Origin of the sequence: Pseudomonas alkylphenolica, from assembly GCF_000746525.1 — a bacterium.
Taxonomy (GTDB): domain Bacteria; phylum Pseudomonadota; class Gammaproteobacteria; order Pseudomonadales; family Pseudomonadaceae; genus Aquipseudomonas; species Aquipseudomonas alkylphenolica.
In genome coordinates this window covers 689030-703484 of sequence record NZ_CP009048.1, presented here as the reverse complement: position 1 = coordinate 703484, position 14455 = coordinate 689030, and the positions used below count along the sequence as shown (strand labels likewise).

Sequence of the window (14455 nt, the reverse complement as noted above, 5' to 3'; positions counted from 1 at the left end):
CGCTGGGCCTTGCGAGCAAAACCGCCATTGTACATGGCTGTTCCGCCCGCTTGCATGACAAACCGACCAGTCCCCCCGATCAGTCTGCCGTCACAACTTTTGGCTGGCCAAGGTTGGCCAGACGCACACTGTCCTGCATCTGCTGGGCTTCGCCCTGGCTGTTGATCGGCCCCATACGTACGCGGTGCAGGGTCTGCTGGTTGCGCACGATCGAGCTGATGAAGACCGGCGCGCTGACCATACCGCTCAACTTGGAACGCAGCAGTTCGGCGGCATCCGGGTTGGCGAAAGCGCCGACCTGCAAGTAAAGACCATTGCTGGCCTGGTTACTGGCGATCTGCACAGGTACGACCGCTGCGGCATGCTGCTGCGGCGGAGGCGTCCACTGCTCGACGGCGCCGGTGCTGGGCGTAAACGCCTGGGTCTGGGCAACCTGCGGCTGATCCAGCACCATCGGCGCCGGCTGGCCACGCTGAGCCCACCATTGTTTCGGATCGATACCCTCGACACGCACGCGCGCGGTACCGGTTTCGGCGTAACCGAGCTTCTTCGCCGCCGCATAGGACAGGTCGATGATGCGGTCCGAATAGAACGGGCCGCGGTCGTTGACGCGCAGGACCACACTGCGATGGTTGTCCAGGTTGGTGACCTTGACGTAGGCCGGCAGCGGCAGGGTCTTGTGCGCCGCGCTCATGCCATAAAGGTCATAGACCTCGCCGTTGGCGGTGTTCTGACCGTGGAACTTGGTGCCGTACCACGACGCCGTACCCTCGGCGCGGTAGTTGCGCGAGTCCTGGATCGGGAAGTAGGTCTTGCCCAATACGGTGTAGGGGTTGGCCTTGTAGTTGCCGGTATGCACGGTCGGCGTGGCATCCGGGATCTTCGAGACATCGACGTCCCACCACGGCGCGCCGTCCTTGTGCGCCCGGTTGATGTCCAGACCGGGCTTGGCCCGCACCACATTGGTGCTTTGCTGTGTCGAAGGCTTGCTGGAAGAGCAACTGGCCAGCATCAGGCCCAGGGCCGCACAGCCGATCAGTTTGAGGGATGTATCTGAAAACATTACGCGCATTACTTGGCGCCCCGTGCTTGAACCAGCAGGTCCGATAGCTGATGTACCGCCATCGCGTACATCACGCTGCGGTTGTAGCGAGTGATCGCGTAGAAGTTCTGCAGACCCAGCCAGTATTCGGGGCCGTTGTCGCCTTCAAGCCGGAAAGCGGTGACCGGCAGATCATCGCGCAGCGCATCATGACTTGACCAGCCCAGTGCCCGCAACTCCCCGACCGTCTTGACCGCGTCAATCCCGGGGGTCAGGCCCTCGTCGATGCGATCACCGCTGGCCGTGGCACGGCTGACTACCGGCTCACCGGCAACCCAGCCATGACGCTTGAAGTAGCTGGCAACGCTGCCGATGGCATCGTCCGGGTTGTTCCAGATATTGATGTGGCCGTCACCGTCGAAGTCCACGGCGTAGGCGCGAAAGCTGCTGGGCATGAATTGCGGCAGGCCCATGGCGCCGGCGTAGGAACCTTTGAGGGTCAGCGGATCGACCTGTTCTTCACGCGCCAGCAAGAGGTACTCGCGCAGTTCCTTGCGGAAGAACTCGGCCCGCGGCGGGTAATCGAAGCCCAGGGTCGAAAGCGCATCGATCACCCGGTAGTTGCCGGTGTTGCGGCCAAAGAAGGTTTCAACACCGATAATCGACACGATCACCTGGGCCGGGACGCCATACTCCTGCTCGGCACGGGCCAGGGTCGCCTCGTGCTGACGCCAGAAATCCACGCCACGGGCGACCCGTGCGTCAGTGAGAAACATCGGCCGGTAATCCTTCCAGGGTTTTACCCGTTCGGCCGGCCGGGAAATCGCATCGAGGATCGACTGCTTGCGCTTGACGTCGCGAAACACATCCATCAACTGCTCGTCGGCAAAGCCATAATCGCGGGTCATCTCAGCGACGAACTCCGCTACCTGAGGCGAGCCGTCATAGTCGCCTGCGACCGCTTGCTGACCACCACCGAGCAAGCCGAGCAGGCCCACCCAGGGCGCACAACGAGCTGCCCAGCCACGCATTACTTGCATGTAATTCTTCACCTTATTCAAACCTGTGCAATCCATTTGCGATGCGTATGGATCGACATTAAAACTCCAAACGCTGACAGCAGCGTCACTAACGAAGTTCCGCCATAACTAATGAAGGGCAGCGGCACACCCACCACGGGCAACAAACCGCTGACCATACCGATATTGACGAACACATAAACGAAAAAGGTCATGGTCAGGCTGCCGGCCAGCAGCTTGCCGTAGAGCGTCTGGGCCTGGGCGGTAATCACCAGGCCACGGCCGATCAGCAACAGGTAGATCAGCAGCAGCGCACAGATACCAACCAGGCCAAACTCCTCGCCCAGCACGGCGATGATGAAGTCGGTGTGGCTTTCCGGCAGGAAGTCCAGGTGCGACTGGGTGCCGAGCAGCCAGCCTTTGCCAAACACACCACCGGAACCGATGGCCGCCTTGGACTGGATGATGTTCCAGCCGGTACCCAACGGGTCGCTTTCCGGATCGAGGAAGGTCAGTACCCGCTGCTTCTGGTAGTCGTGCATGACGAAAAACCACATGGCCACAGCCACTGGTACTGCGGCGGCGAGCACACTGAGGATCCAGCGCCAGCGCAGCCCACCCATGAACAGCACGAACGCACCCGAAGCGAGGATCAGCAACGCCGTGCCGAGGTCCGGCTGACGCACGATGAGGATGAACGGCACGCCAATCATGATCAGGCTGATCATCACATGCTTGAGGTGCGGCGGCAGGGAGCGCTTGGCCAGGTACCAGGCAATGGTGGCCGGCATGATGATTTTCATGAATTCCGAGGGTTGGAAGCGAATCACCCCGGGAATGTTGATCCAGCGTGTGGCGCCCATGGCGTTATGGCCCATGACATCCACCACCACCAGCAGGATCACCCCGCAGACGTAGGCCAAGGGTACCCAGCGCGCCATGAACCGCGGTTCCAGCTGGGCGATGACGAACATCGACACCAGACCGATGCCGAACGAGCTGGCCTGTTTGAGCAACAGGTCCCAGTTCTTGCCACTGGCCGAATAGAGGACGAACAGGCTGCCCGCCGCCAGGGTCAGCAGCAGGATCAGCAAGGGGCCGTCGATATGGATACGCTGCAGGAAGCTGGCGCGGCGGCGCATCACGTCTTCGCTGGAAAGCATGCGATCGAAATTGTTCTTCACTGGGCCGATTCCTGAGCGACGGTGGCGGGAGCGAACTCGGATTTGAGTCGGCCATTCTCGTCGAGCAACCAGGCGTCCATCACCTGACGCATCACCGGCGCTGCGACGCGGCCACCCGCCTCGCCGTTTTCGATCATGACCGAGACTACGATCTTCGGGTTCTCTGCCGGAGCGAAGCCGACGAACAAGGCGTGGTCACGGTGGCGCTCCTGAACCTTGTTGCGGTCGTACTTCTCGCCCTGCTTGATTGCCACCACCTGGGCGGTACCACTCTTGCCGGCAATGCGGTACTGGGCACCGGCGGCGGCAGCGCGGGCGGTACCACGGGCGTTGTGCATCACCTGCTCCATGCCATGGGTGACCTTGGCCCAGTCGGACTTGTCGCGCAGGACGATGTCTTCCATCGGATTCTCGTCCACCGGCGGCTGGCCTTCGATGGTCTTGGCCAGGTGCGGACGGTTCCACTTGCCCTTGCTGGCGATCAGCGCGATCGCCTGGGCCATCTGCAGCGGCGTGGTCTGCATGTAGCCCTGGCCGATACCGAGAATCAGAGTTTCACCCGGGAACCAGGCCTGGCGGCGGGTAGCGCGCTTCCATTCGCGGGTCGGCATCAGGCCGGCGGACTCCTCGAACATGTCGAGGGAGACTTTCTGCCCGAGGCCGAACTTGTTCATGTAGCTGGACAGGCGGTCGATGCCCATCTTGTGCGCCAGATCGTAGAAGTAGGTGTCGTTGGAACGCATGATCGCCAGGTCGAGGTCGACCCAGCCGTCACCGCTGCGGTTCCAGTTGCGGTACTTGTGGTCATAGTTGGGCAACTGATAGTAGCCCGGGTCGAACACCCGGCTGCTGGCCGTGACCACACCACTGTCGAGACCGGCGATGGCCACTGCCGGTTTGATGGTCGAACCCGGCGGGTACAAGCCCCGCAGCACACGGTTGAACAGCGGCCGGTCGATCGAATCGCGCAGGTCGGCATAGGCCTTGAAGCTGATGCCGGTGACGAACGGGTTGGGGTCGAAGCTTGGCTGGCTGACCATCGCCAACACTTCACCGGTGTTCGGATCGAGCGCGACGACGGCCCCGCGACGCCCGCCCAGCGCGGCCTCGGCAGCTTCCTGCAACTTGATGTCGAGGCTCAGGACAATGTCCTTGCCTGGGATCGGGTCGGTGCGCTTGAGTACCCGCAGTACCCGGCCCCGGGCGTTGGTCTCGACCTCTTCGTAGCCAACCTGGCCATGCAGCTCAGGCTCGTAGAAGCGCTCGATACCGGTCTTGCCGATATGGTGGGTACCGCTGTAGTTGACCGGATCGAGGGTTTTGAGCTCTTTCTCGTTGATCCGCCCGACATAGCCGACCGAGTGAGCGAAATGCGCACCCTGCGGGTAATGCCGGACCAGCTGGGCAACCACCTCGACACCGGGCAGGCGGAACTGATTGACCGCAATCCGGGCAATCTGCTCCTCGGTCAGCTCGAACAGGATCGGCACCGGCTCGAACGGCCGACGCCCCTGGCGCATGCGCTTTTCGAACAGCGTACGGTCGTCCGGGGTCAGCTCCAGCACTTCGACGATCACATCGAGCACCTGCTGCCAGTCGCCGGAGCGCTCACGGGTCATGCTCAGACTGAAGCTTGGCCGGTTATCGGCGATGATCACGCCATTACGGTCAAAAATCAGCCCGCGGGTCGGCGGAATCGGCTGCACATGCACCCGGTTGTTTTCCGACAGCGTCGAGTGATAGTCGTACTGGATCACCTGCAGGTAATACAGGCGCGCGATCAGCACGCAGATCAGCAGGACGATCGCCACGGCACCGACCACGACGCGACTGCGCACCATCCGGGCGTCTTTCTCGTGATCCTTGAGGCGAATCGGCTGCGTCATTGAAAGGCTTACAGGTTCATTTGTGGTAAGGGTGCCCGGACAACACGGTCCAGGCGCGGTACAGCTGTTCGCCGATCAGTATCCTTACCAATGGGTGCGGCAGGGTCAGCGGCGACAGCGACCAGCGCTGCTCGGCCCGTGCACAGACTTCCGGCGCCAGCCCTTCCGGGCCGCCAACCATGAAGTTCACGGTACGCGAGTCCAGCCGCCAGCGGTCCAGCTCGACCGCCAGTTGCTCGGTACTCCAAGGCTTGCCATGGACCTCCAGAGTGACAATCCGTTCCCCTGGCTGGACCTTGGCGAGCATGGCCTCGCCCTCCTGACGAATCAGGCGGGCGACATCGGCATTCTTGCCCCGGGTGTTGAGCGGTATCTCCACCAGCTCCAGCGACAGCTCCGAGGGCAGGCGCTTGGCATATTCATGCCAGCCGTCCTCGACCCACTTGGGCATGCGCGAGCCGACCGCGATCAAACGCAGACGCACGACGCTTCCTTATTCCTGGTCTTTGTTGAGCTTGGCGAAGAACTCGTGGGTGTTTTCCGGGCTGTGGTGCTTACCATCGGCCGCACGGCTTTGCTCGGCACCTTTCCACAGACGCTCCAGGTCGTAGAATTGGCGGGCAGCGGCGGTCATCATGTGCACGATAACGTCGTCCAGGTCCAGCAGAACCCAGTCGCTGTCGCCTTTGCCTTCTTCACCCAACGGGCGCACGCCCTGGGCTTTGACCATTTCGCGGACCTTGTCCAGCATCGCGCCGATCTGACGGTTCGAGGTACCGGTGGCGATGATCATGTAGTCGGTGATGCTCTGCTTGTCGCGAACGTCGATGACCAGAACGTCCTGGGCCTTGACGTCTTCCAGGGCAGCAACGGCTACCTTGACCAGCTCTTCGCCTTTAATCATTTCTTGCTTGCTCATATAAAACTCATTCAACTCTTAGGTATGAGGCGCTCAGCGCACTCAGTTCGGCGCACGGTAAAGGTTGTGCGCATCGATGTAGGCCAGTACTGCGTCCGGCACCAGAAACCGCACCGACTTGCCGCTGGCCAGCAGCTGTCGGATCTGCGTGGCTGACACCGCAAGCGGCGTCTGCCAGACGAATGCAATTTGTCCCGCAGGCCCTGCCAGGGCCTGCGGGTCACTGACTGAGCGTGCGGCCAACAGGTTGCGCAGGGCATCCGGTGGCTCGACGTCGGCATCCGGGCGTTGCAGCACCAGGATGTGACAGTGTTGCAGCAATTCTTCCCAACGGTGCCAACTGGGCAGGCCGCAGAACGCATCCCAGCCCAGCAGCAGAAACAGCTGATCCGAAGCGGCCAGTTCGGCGCGCATCAGTTCCAGTGTTTCGATGGTATACGACGGCGTGTCGCGCGCCAGTTCTCGCGCATCCACCGACAAAGTCGGCACGCCTTCGACCGCACAACGGACCATTTCCAGGCGGTCCTGGGCCGATACCTGCGGCGTGCCCCGGTGCGGCGGGCGGGCATTGGGCATCAGCCGCAGCTCGTCCAGCGCCAGCACCTCGGCCACCTCGAGCGCGCTGCGCAAGTGGCCGATGTGTACCGGGTCGAATGTCCCGCCGAGCACGCCAATGCGCCGGGCGGGCGGCATCGTCATGACTGCAGCGAGCGGTTTGCGCTCGGCCAAGTCAGAGCGACTCCTGTCCACGCAGCTGACCGTCGCCGATCACCACGTATTTTTCACAGGTCAGGCCTTCCAGGCCGACCGGGCCGCGGGCATGCAGTTTGTCGGTGGAAATACCGATTTCTGCGCCCAGACCATACTCGAAACCGTCGGCAAAGCAGGTCGGGGTGTTGATCATCACCGAGGACGAATCGACCTCGGCAGTGAACTGCCGGGCCTGACCCTGATGTTCGGTGACGATGGAATCGGTGTGATGCGAGCCGTAATGATTGATGTGCTCGATGGCCTGGTCCAGACCGTCGACCACGCGGATCGACAGAATCGCCGCCAGGTACTCGGTGCTCCAGTCGGCCTCAGTGGCCGGCACGGCATCGATAATCTGGCGGGTACGCTCACAACCGCGCAGTTCGACGCCTTTTTCCCGAAACTGACGGGCCATTTCCGGCAGGAAGTCTGCCGCGACCGACTGATCGACCAACAGGGTTTCCATCGCCCCGCAAATGCCATAACGGTAGGTTTTGGCGTTGAAGGCAATGCGTCGGGCTTTGTCCAGCTCAGCGTGCTCGGCCACATAAACGTGGCAGATACCGTCCAGATGCTTGATGACCGGCACCCGTGCATCACGGCTGATGCGTTCGATCAGGCCCTTGCCACCGCGCGGCACGATCACATCGACATACTCGGGCATGCTGATCAGCGCGCCGACAGCTTCGCGGTCGGTGGTTTCCACGACCTGCACCACCGCAGCCGGCAGGCCGGCTTCGGCCAGGCCACGCTGGATACAGGCGGCAATGGCGCGGTTGGAGTGAATGGCCTCGGAACCACCGCGCAGGATGGTGGCGTTGCCCGACTTCAGGCACAGGCTGGCGGCATCAATGGTCACGTTCGGCCGCGACTCGTAGATGATCCCGATCACGCCCAGCGGCACGCGCATCTTGCCAACCTGGATACCCGAAGGCCGATAGCTCATGTCGCGGATCGCCCCGACCGGATCTGGCAGGCTGGCCACCTGGCGCAGGCCGACGATCATGCCGTCGATCCGTGCAGGGGTCAGCGCCAGGCGCTCAAGCATGGCTGGCTCCAGACCATTGGCGCGACCAGCGGCCAGGTCCAGTTCATTGGCGGCAGACAGCTCGGCGCGCGCGGCGTCCAGGGCATTGGCCGCGGCCTGCAGCGCACGGTTCTTCTGCGCGGTACTGGCGCGGGCGATGACGCGGGCAGCTTCACGGGCGGCGCGACCCAGGCGGGTCATGTAGTCAAGAACGGACTCAGTCATGGGTTCAGTGTCTTGGCGAAGGGGAAATCGGCTGATTATAACTGGCACGTCGCCCCACGCCCAGCGGTGACAGGCGGATGGTCGAAAACAGTGTTCATACAATGGCCAATCCACCCTTATCGCGGGGCAAGCCCGCTCCCACAGTGGGAGCGGGCTTGCCCCGCGATAAGGTCCCTGGCAGCTGTTCAGCATCGATTAAGCCAGAAATTGCTATCATCGCCGCCCTGACCACCGCGAATTCGCCCGCATGCCAGACTCAGCCCCCTGCCCGTCCCAGGCCCTGCCCGACAGCTTCTTCGACCGCGACGCCCAGGAACTGGCCAAAGCCCTGCTGGGCAAGGTCATCCGCCACCGTCACGGCCCGTACTGGCTGGCCGCGCGGATCATCGAGACCGAGGCCTATTACCTGAGCGACAAAGGCAGCCACGCGTCGCTCGGCTACACCGAAAAGCGCAAAGCGCTGTTCCTCGATGGCGGGCATATCTATATGTACTACGCGCGCGGCGGCGACTCGTTGAACTTCAGCGCCCATGGCCCGGGCAATGCCGTGCTGATCAAGTCGGCCTATCCGTTCGTCGACGCCATCAGCGACGACAACAGCCTGGCGCAGATGCAACTGAACAACCCCGACGCCAGCGGCCAGGCCCGTCCTGCCGAACGCCTGTGCGCCGGGCAGACGCTGCTGTGCAAGGCTCTGGGCCTGAAAGTGCCGCACTGGGACGGCAAACGCTTCGACCCCGAGCAACTGTTTGTCGAAGACTGCGGTATCAACGTGAAACACATTATTCAGGCCGCCCGCCTGGGCATTCCCCATGGCCGCGACGAACATCTGCCCTACCGTTTTGTCGATGCCGACTTTGCCCGCCATTGCACACGGAACCCGCTGCGCCGGGGCCAAGTCGAAGGCCGGGACTACTTTCTACTGACACAAGGAAACTGACACGATGGGCCAATGGCTCGACAGCCTGACCGGTTGGCTTGGCGCCAACCCGCAATGGCTTGGCTTGGCGATTTTTCTGGTGGCCTGCGTGGAGTGCCTGGCCATCGCCGGGATCATCGTGCCGGGGACCGTGTTGCTGTTCGGCGTGGCCGTACTGGCCGGCAGCGGTGCCCTGCCACTCGGCGAAACCCTGTTGCTGGGATTCCTTGGCGGCCTGCTGGGTGACGCCATCTCCTACACCCTGGGGCGCAAGTTTCATCAGAACATCCGGCGCCTGCCGCTGTTACGTCATCATCCGGAATGGATCGGCGGCGCTGAGACCTATTTCCAGCGCTACGGCATCGCCAGCCTGCTGGTCGGTCGCTTCATCGGCCCGCTGCGGCCGATGCTGCCGATGGTCGCCGGCATGTTCGACATGCCCCTACCACGCTTTATCGCCGTCAGCCTGCTGGCCGGTGCCGGTTGGTCGGTTGCGTACCTGCTGCCGGGCTGGGCCACTGGCGCGGCGATGCGCTTGCCGCTCCCCGAAGGCTTCTGGCTGGATGCCGGGCTGATTAGCGCAGGCCTGGCGCTGCTGCTCGGGGTCAGCATCAACTGCAGCTTGCGCAGCCTGCGTGGTGGCACCCGGGTCATCGCCCTGCTCAGCCTGGTGGCTTTGGCCGCATTGTTTCTCGGCTGGCCGTATCTGCATGAATTCGACCAGGGCTTGATGACCCTGATCCAGGAACATCGCAGCAATGTCATCGATGGCAGCGTGGTACTGATCACGCGCATGGGTGATTTTCGTACCCAGTTCTTCCTCGGTGGTTTACTGACCGGCCTGTTGTTACTGGCACGTCAATGGCGTCCGGCGATCTTTGCCGGTACCACCCTGATCGGTACGGCCCTGGCCAATGGCAGCCTGAAATGGCTGTTCGCCCGCGCCCGCCCGGAAGTACTGACCGACCCCTTGACCACCTACAGCATGCCCAGCGGCCACAGCTCGGCAGCCTTCGCGTTTTTCCTGGTGCTGGCGGTACTGGCCGGACGCGGCCAGCCGGCGCGCATGCGCCTGACCTGGATCCTGCTGGGGTGTTTGCCGGCGCTGGCCATTGCGTTGTCGAGGGTCTACCTGGGCGCGCACTGGCCAACCGATATCCTCGCCGGGGCCATGCTCGCCTGCTGTATCTGTGCCACCAGCCTGACGCTGATCCAGCACCGCGAGCCGATCACCGCCCTGCCACTGAAAGTCTGGTGGTTGATTCTGCCGGCGTGCGTGGCGCTACTGGCGTTCTTCAGCTTGCATTCGCTGCCACATGCCCTGATGCGTTATCAGTACTGAGGGTTCAGGCGAACAACTCGCCTTGCAGCCGATCGAGCAATGCCTGGATAGCGTCCAGGCGTTGCCGAGGTGAATCGATGGCCAGCAGGTCGAGCTTGTCCTCTTCGACAAAGGGCAGCAGGTAAGCCAACTGGTTGGCCAGTGCCTGCTGGCCTGTGACCGTCACCGGCATGCCCAGCGCCTCCACCATCGGATGCTCGCCGAGCGCTTGCAACAGCGCCAGCAAGTCATGATGGTCATCCGTCAGCGGCAGGTCGTCCCCCTCTGGCAGCCAGGACACATCGGCGACCAGCAACTGATCCTTCTGCACCTCGAAAGGCCCGACGCGAAAACGCCGGGTGCCCTCGACACGAATGCCGAGCAGGCCGTTGTCCTGCTGCTGAAAATCGCGGATCACAGCCTCACAACCTATCTGCGAAAAGCCCGTCGGTGCCCTGCCGACCTGCTCGCCGTCAAGTATGCAGACAACACCAAAACCGCCACCCCGCTTCATGCAGCGGCCGATCATGTCCAGGTAGCGCGCCTCGAAAATCTGCAGATCGAGAAAGCAACCTGGAAACAACACGGTATTGAGCGGAAACAGCGGTAAGGTCATTGCTACTCCTCAAGCAACCAGGCTGACCGCCAGCGGCAGGAACACCGCCGTGGCAACGCCCATCAGGCTCATCGCCAGGGCCGCAAAGGCCCCGCATTCATCACTTTCCTGCAGGGCCACCGAAGTGCCCACTGCGTGAGCGGTTACACCCAGTGCCATGCCCCGCGCCTCCGGGCTGTGCACACCACAGCGCGACAACAAGCCAGGGCCGAAGATTGCGCCAATCACCCCGGTGATCAACACAAACACCGCCGCCAGGGCGGCCACGCCACCGATCTGCTCGGCCACCAGCATGGCGATCGGCGAAGTCACCGACTTGGGTGCCATGGTCATCAGGATCATGTGCTCGGCGCCAAACCACCAGCCCAGCAGCAGACAAGCGCCCGTCGCGACGATCCCTCCGATTACCAGCGTAGTAAAGGTCGGCCAGAACAGCTGGCGAATCCGCCGCAGATTGAGATAAAGCGGCACCGCCAGCGCCACCGTCGCCGGCCCGAGAAGGATACTCATGATCTCGGTACTTTTGCGGTACTCGCTGTAAGTCAGGCCACAGGCGAGGAGTACGCCAATGACGACCAGCATCGACACCAGTACCGGCTGGAGGAAAATCCAGCGGGTCTTTTCATAGGCCGCCAGCACCAGCTGGTACGCCCCCAGGGTGATGCCGATCCCGAACAATGGATGGTGAATGACCGCGCCCAGTGCGCCGCTCCAGTCCAGGCTCATGGCTGTTCCTCACGCTTGGTCTGACGGGCGATGAGCTTTTGCATCAGCACCCCGACGAAGGCCAGGGTAACCAACGCCGAAATCACCAGGGCACCGACGATGGCCCAGAAGTCCGCCGCGATATCCGCGGCGTAGACCATCACCCCCACCGCTGGCGGCACCAGCAGCAAAGGCAGGTAGCGCAACAGGCTATTGGCCGCCTCGCTCAGCGGCGCACCCACTTCACCGCGCACCATGAGGAACACCAGCAGCAGTAACAGGCCGATGATCGGCCCGGGCAAGATGGGCACAAACAAGTGATTGATTGCCGTCCCAAGCAATTGAAACAACACCAGCCAGGTCAAACCACGCAACAGCATAACTATCTCCTTCAGGCCTGGCGGCCATTATAAGCACGCTAACGACTTGCCTATAACCTGATATTCGCCGAAAACATGGCGACTTGACCGCTTTGTGCAGGCGTGCTGATCTTAGTCTTTCGAATCTGCCGAAATCATAAGAAAACCAAAAATCACCTGGAGAGTCACAATGCCCTTTGTACCTGTTGCAGAGCTGTCGCAGTACGTTGGAAAGGAACTGGGACGTTCCGAATGGCTGACCATCGATCAAGAGCGCATCAACCTGTTTGCTGAAGCCACTGGCGACTTCCAGTTCATTCATGTGGACCCGGAGAAGGCGGCAAAAACGCCATTTGGCAGCACCATCGCTCACGGTTTTCTCACCCTGTCGCTGATCCCCAAGCTGATGGAAGACATCCTGGTCCTGCCTGAAGGTCTGAAGATGGTCGTCAACTATGGCCTGGACAGCGTGCGTTTCATCCAGCCGGTCAAAGTCGACAGCAAGGTCCGCCTTAAAGTTGACCTGAGCGAAGCCTTCGAGAAAAAGCCCGGCCAATGGCTGCTCAAATTCACCGCCACCCTGGAAATCGACGGCCAGGAAAAGCCCGCCTATATTGCCGAGCCGCTGACACTCTGCTTCGTCTGAGGCCACCCTGCACTGAAACAGCCTCTGCGGCTGTTTCAGCCTGCACATTGTGCGGCATACTCGGGGCCTTACCCGTCCGGACCCCGTCATGCGCCCACTTGTTCCCCTTGCCCTGACCTTGCTGCTCGCCGCCTGTGGCGATGGCGAACCGCTGTCTCCACCTGATGCCCGCCTGCCCGATGGCGGCCGCTTCCGGGGCCAGGTCGTCGATGGCCTGCTGCAAGGCGAAGGGCGCATCGATTACCCCAACGGCAGCTGGTACGCCGGCAACTTCCATAATGGCCAGTGGCATGGCCAGGGCGAGTGGCATGGCAGCAATGGCGAGGTCTACCGTGGCCAGTTCCAGCAGGGCCTGTTCCATGGCCTGGGCACCCTGAAGACACAGGGCAGCAGCTACACCGGTGGCTTCAAGCTGGGCCGCCGCGATGGCGAAGGCACCCTGAAAGAAACCGGCCTGTTGTACCGCGGCCAGTTCAAGGACGACCAATACAATGGCGCCGGGCATCTGGAACTGGCCGACGGCAGCCAGTACCAGGGCCTGTTTGCCCGCGGCAAACCCAATGGCGAAGGCATCCGCAGCGACGCCAGCGGCAACCAGTTCAGCGGTCGCTTCGTCAACGGTCAGCTCGAAGGCAGCGGCACCTTCAATAGCGCCGAAGGCGACCAGTACATCGGCGCCTTTCGTGACAATCACCTGGAAGGCCGCGGTCGTTACGAAAGTACCGACGGTGATGTCTGGATCGGTCAGTTCAAGGACGGCACGCTCAACGGCAAGGGTGAGCTGATCGGCGCAGACGGCAGTCACTACAAGGGCAACTTTGTCGATTGGCGCTTTTCCGGCAAGGGCCGCCTGCAACTGGCGGACGGCAGCCTCTACGTCGGCGGTTTCGAAAACGACACCTACCAGGGGCCTGGCCGTCTGACCTTGAGCGATGGCAGCAGCCAGAGTGGTTACTGGGTCAATGGCCAGCGCGTGCGTGACGAACAGGGCCGCCTGTTGCCTGATCCACTGGAGCTGGCCTTGCTCAATCAAGGTCGCCTGCTGGAACAGGCCCTGGCCAAGGTGCCGGCCTCGACGCCGGAAATCGAACTGTACAGCCTGGCCCTGGCTGGCGACGGCAAGCAAAGCGTGTTTCTGCGCGAAGCCGACTATGTCAGCAACTTGCTCAAGAGTCGCTTTGGCGCAGTAGGCCAGATCAACCTGGTCAACCACCGCGACCATCTGGATGATCGCGCGCTGGCCACCCGCGAGAACCTTGCCCGGGCGGCGCAAACCCTGGCCGAACGTAGCGGCCCCGAAGACCTGGTGTTCATCTACCTGACCAGCCATGGCAGCCACGAGCACGAACTGGTGCTGGACCTGCCGCGCATGCAACTGGCCGACCTGCCCGCCGACGCCCTGGCCAGTGCCTTGGCGCCATTAAAAGATCGCCACAAGGTGATCGTCATCTCCGCCTGCTATTCCGGGGGCTACATCGACGCACTCAAGGACAACATGACCCTGATCATGACGGCCTCACGCGCAGACCGCGTATCATTTGGCTGCTCTGAAGAGGCCGACTTCACCTATTTCGGTGACGCGTTGTTTGCCCAGGCCCTGAACCAGACCGACAACCTGAGCCAGGCCTTCGAGCTGGCCAGCGCCAGCGTTGCCGAACGCGAATCGGCAGAAGGATTCGAAGCGTCCGAGCCGCAGATCTGGGCGCCCGCCGAGGTCCTCGCACACTGGCAGCGACTGCGCCAGCAACAGGCACGCAAAGCGTTGCAGAGCAACGCGGACAAGCAGACTGGACATGCAAAAAATGCCAGTACCCACTAAGCTGACTGTATCAAGGGA

The 14455-nt window shown here is 62.2% G+C and carries 15 protein-coding genes; 4 read left to right on the top strand and 11 right to left on the bottom strand.

From position 1 onward, the window contains the following. Nucleotides 1–79: 79 nt before the first annotated feature. From PSAKL28_RS03310 to PSAKL28_RS03275, 8 genes are read right to left on the bottom strand one after another with little or no spacing between them, the layout of a single operon-like run. Nucleotides 80–1072 carry a septal ring lytic transglycosylase RlpA family protein gene (locus tag PSAKL28_RS03310; protein ID WP_038606553.1) on the bottom strand — a complete coding sequence of 331 codons (993 nt, stop codon included), beginning with the start codon at nucleotides 1070–1072 and terminating at the stop codon, nucleotides 80–82. Beyond that, on the bottom strand, nucleotides 1072–2082 hold the full coding sequence (gene mltB / locus PSAKL28_RS03305) for a lytic murein transglycosylase B (RefSeq protein WP_038606550.1): 1011 nt from the start codon (nucleotides 2080–2082) through the stop codon (nucleotides 1072–1074). Before mltB ends, PSAKL28_RS03310 begins: the two co-directional genes overlap by 1 nt. A 17-nt stretch (nucleotides 2083–2099) precedes the next feature. Beyond that, a complete protein-coding gene (rodA, locus tag PSAKL28_RS03300) occupies nucleotides 2100–3203 on the bottom strand; it encodes a rod shape-determining protein RodA (RefSeq protein ID WP_051939583.1) in 1104 nt (367 codons plus the stop codon). Nucleotides 3204–3241: 38 nt separating this feature from the next. Continuing rightward, nucleotides 3242–5131, bottom strand: a complete 1890-nt coding sequence (gene mrdA, locus PSAKL28_RS03295; RefSeq protein ID WP_038606544.1) for a penicillin-binding protein 2 — start codon at nucleotides 5129–5131, stop codon at nucleotides 3242–3244. Between the two features lie 16 nt (nucleotides 5132–5147). After that, on the bottom strand, nucleotides 5148–5615 hold the full coding sequence (gene rlmH / locus PSAKL28_RS03290; RefSeq protein WP_010222895.1) for a 23S rRNA (pseudouridine(1915)-N(3))-methyltransferase RlmH: 468 nt from the start codon (nucleotides 5613–5615) through the stop codon (nucleotides 5148–5150). A gap of 9 nt (nucleotides 5616–5624) precedes the next feature. Then, complete coding sequence (gene rsfS, locus PSAKL28_RS03285; protein ID WP_038606533.1) at nucleotides 5625–6050, bottom strand: ribosome silencing factor; 426 nt, start codon at nucleotides 6048–6050, stop codon at nucleotides 5625–5627. A gap of 42 nt (nucleotides 6051–6092) precedes the next feature. Beyond that, nucleotides 6093–6743: a nicotinate-nucleotide adenylyltransferase gene (gene nadD / locus PSAKL28_RS03280; RefSeq protein WP_167335134.1), complete on the bottom strand. Its 651-nt coding sequence runs from the start codon at nucleotides 6741–6743 to the stop codon at nucleotides 6093–6095. Between the two features lie 37 nt (nucleotides 6744–6780). After that, a complete protein-coding gene (locus tag PSAKL28_RS03275; RefSeq protein WP_038606518.1) occupies nucleotides 6781–8052 on the bottom strand; it encodes a glutamate-5-semialdehyde dehydrogenase in 1272 nt (423 codons plus the stop codon). A 247-nt stretch (nucleotides 8053–8299) separates the two neighbouring features. Between PSAKL28_RS03275 and PSAKL28_RS03270 the strand changes: the two genes are divergently transcribed. Beyond that, nucleotides 8300–8992 (top strand): DNA-3-methyladenine glycosylase, encoded by a 693-nt coding sequence (locus PSAKL28_RS03270; RefSeq protein ID WP_038606500.1) that lies wholly within the window; start codon nucleotides 8300–8302, stop codon nucleotides 8990–8992. A gap of 4 nt (nucleotides 8993–8996) precedes the next feature. Beyond that, nucleotides 8997–10313: a bifunctional DedA family/phosphatase PAP2 family protein gene (locus PSAKL28_RS03265; protein ID WP_038606475.1), complete on the top strand. Its 1317-nt coding sequence runs from the start codon at nucleotides 8997–8999 to the stop codon at nucleotides 10311–10313. A gap of 4 nt (nucleotides 10314–10317) precedes the next feature. Here the strand turns inward: PSAKL28_RS03265 and PSAKL28_RS03260 are convergent, their stop codons facing one another. Genes PSAKL28_RS03260 through PSAKL28_RS03250 form a run of 3 tightly spaced genes read right to left on the bottom strand, consistent with a single transcriptional unit; the run spans nucleotide 10318 to nucleotide 11993 of the window. Beyond that, a complete protein-coding gene (locus PSAKL28_RS03260; RefSeq protein WP_038606472.1) occupies nucleotides 10318–10908 on the bottom strand; it encodes an LON peptidase substrate-binding domain-containing protein in 591 nt (196 codons plus the stop codon). A gap of 9 nt (nucleotides 10909–10917) precedes the next feature. Continuing rightward, nucleotides 10918–11628 (bottom strand): LrgB family protein, encoded by a 711-nt coding sequence (locus tag PSAKL28_RS03255; RefSeq protein WP_174446956.1) that lies wholly within the window; start codon nucleotides 11626–11628, stop codon nucleotides 10918–10920. A gap of 2 nt (nucleotides 11629–11630) precedes the next feature. After that, nucleotides 11631–11993, bottom strand: a complete 363-nt coding sequence (locus PSAKL28_RS03250) for a CidA/LrgA family protein (RefSeq protein ID WP_038606466.1) — start codon at nucleotides 11991–11993, stop codon at nucleotides 11631–11633. A gap of 169 nt (nucleotides 11994–12162) precedes the next feature. Here PSAKL28_RS03250 and PSAKL28_RS03245 point away from each other — a divergent pair, with 169 nt between their 5' ends. Further along, complete coding sequence (locus tag PSAKL28_RS03245; protein ID WP_038606463.1) at nucleotides 12163–12618, top strand: MaoC family dehydratase; 456 nt, start codon at nucleotides 12163–12165, stop codon at nucleotides 12616–12618. A gap of 88 nt (nucleotides 12619–12706) precedes the next feature. Next, nucleotides 12707–14437: a C13 family peptidase gene (locus PSAKL28_RS03240; RefSeq protein ID WP_038606460.1), complete on the top strand. Its 1731-nt coding sequence runs from the start codon at nucleotides 12707–12709 to the stop codon at nucleotides 14435–14437. The last annotated feature ends 18 nt before the right edge of the window (nucleotides 14438–14455 follow it).

Bases quoted from the DNA above. Each gene is read 5' to 3' on its own strand.
- PSAKL28_RS03310 (WP_038606553.1), bottom strand. From the start codon at position 1,072: ATGCGCGTAATGTTTTCAGATACATCCCTCAAACTGATCGGCTGTGCG.
- mltB (WP_038606550.1), bottom strand. From the start codon at position 2,082: ATGCAAGTAATGCGTGGCTGGGCAGCTCGTTGTGCGCCCTGGGTGGGC.
- rodA (WP_051939583.1), bottom strand. From the start codon at position 3,203: ATGCGCCGCCGCGCCAGCTTCCTGCAGCGTATCCATATCGACGGCCCC.
- mrdA (WP_038606544.1), bottom strand. From the start codon at position 5,131: ATGACGCAGCCGATTCGCCTCAAGGATCACGAGAAAGACGCCCGGATG.
- rsfS (WP_038606533.1), bottom strand. From the start codon at position 6,050: ATGAGCAAGCAAGAAATGATTAAAGGCGAAGAGCTGGTCAAGGTAGCC.
- nadD (WP_167335134.1), bottom strand. From the start codon at position 6,743: ATGCCGCCCGCCCGGCGCATTGGCGTGCTCGGCGGGACATTCGACCCG.
- PSAKL28_RS03275 (WP_038606518.1), bottom strand. From the start codon at position 8,052: ATGACTGAGTCCGTTCTTGACTACATGACCCGCCTGGGTCGCGCCGCC.
- PSAKL28_RS03270 (WP_038606500.1), top strand. From the start codon at position 8,300: ATGCCAGACTCAGCCCCCTGCCCGTCCCAGGCCCTGCCCGACAGCTTC.
- PSAKL28_RS03265 (WP_038606475.1), top strand. From the start codon at position 8,997: ATGGGCCAATGGCTCGACAGCCTGACCGGTTGGCTTGGCGCCAACCCG.
- PSAKL28_RS03260 (WP_038606472.1), bottom strand. From the start codon at position 10,908: ATGACCTTACCGCTGTTTCCGCTCAATACCGTGTTGTTTCCAGGTTGC.
- PSAKL28_RS03250 (WP_038606466.1), bottom strand. From the start codon at position 11,993: ATGCTGTTGCGTGGTTTGACCTGGCTGGTGTTGTTTCAATTGCTTGGG.
- PSAKL28_RS03245 (WP_038606463.1), top strand. From the start codon at position 12,163: ATGCCCTTTGTACCTGTTGCAGAGCTGTCGCAGTACGTTGGAAAGGAA.
- PSAKL28_RS03240 (WP_038606460.1), top strand. From the start codon at position 12,707: ATGCGCCCACTTGTTCCCCTTGCCCTGACCTTGCTGCTCGCCGCCTGT.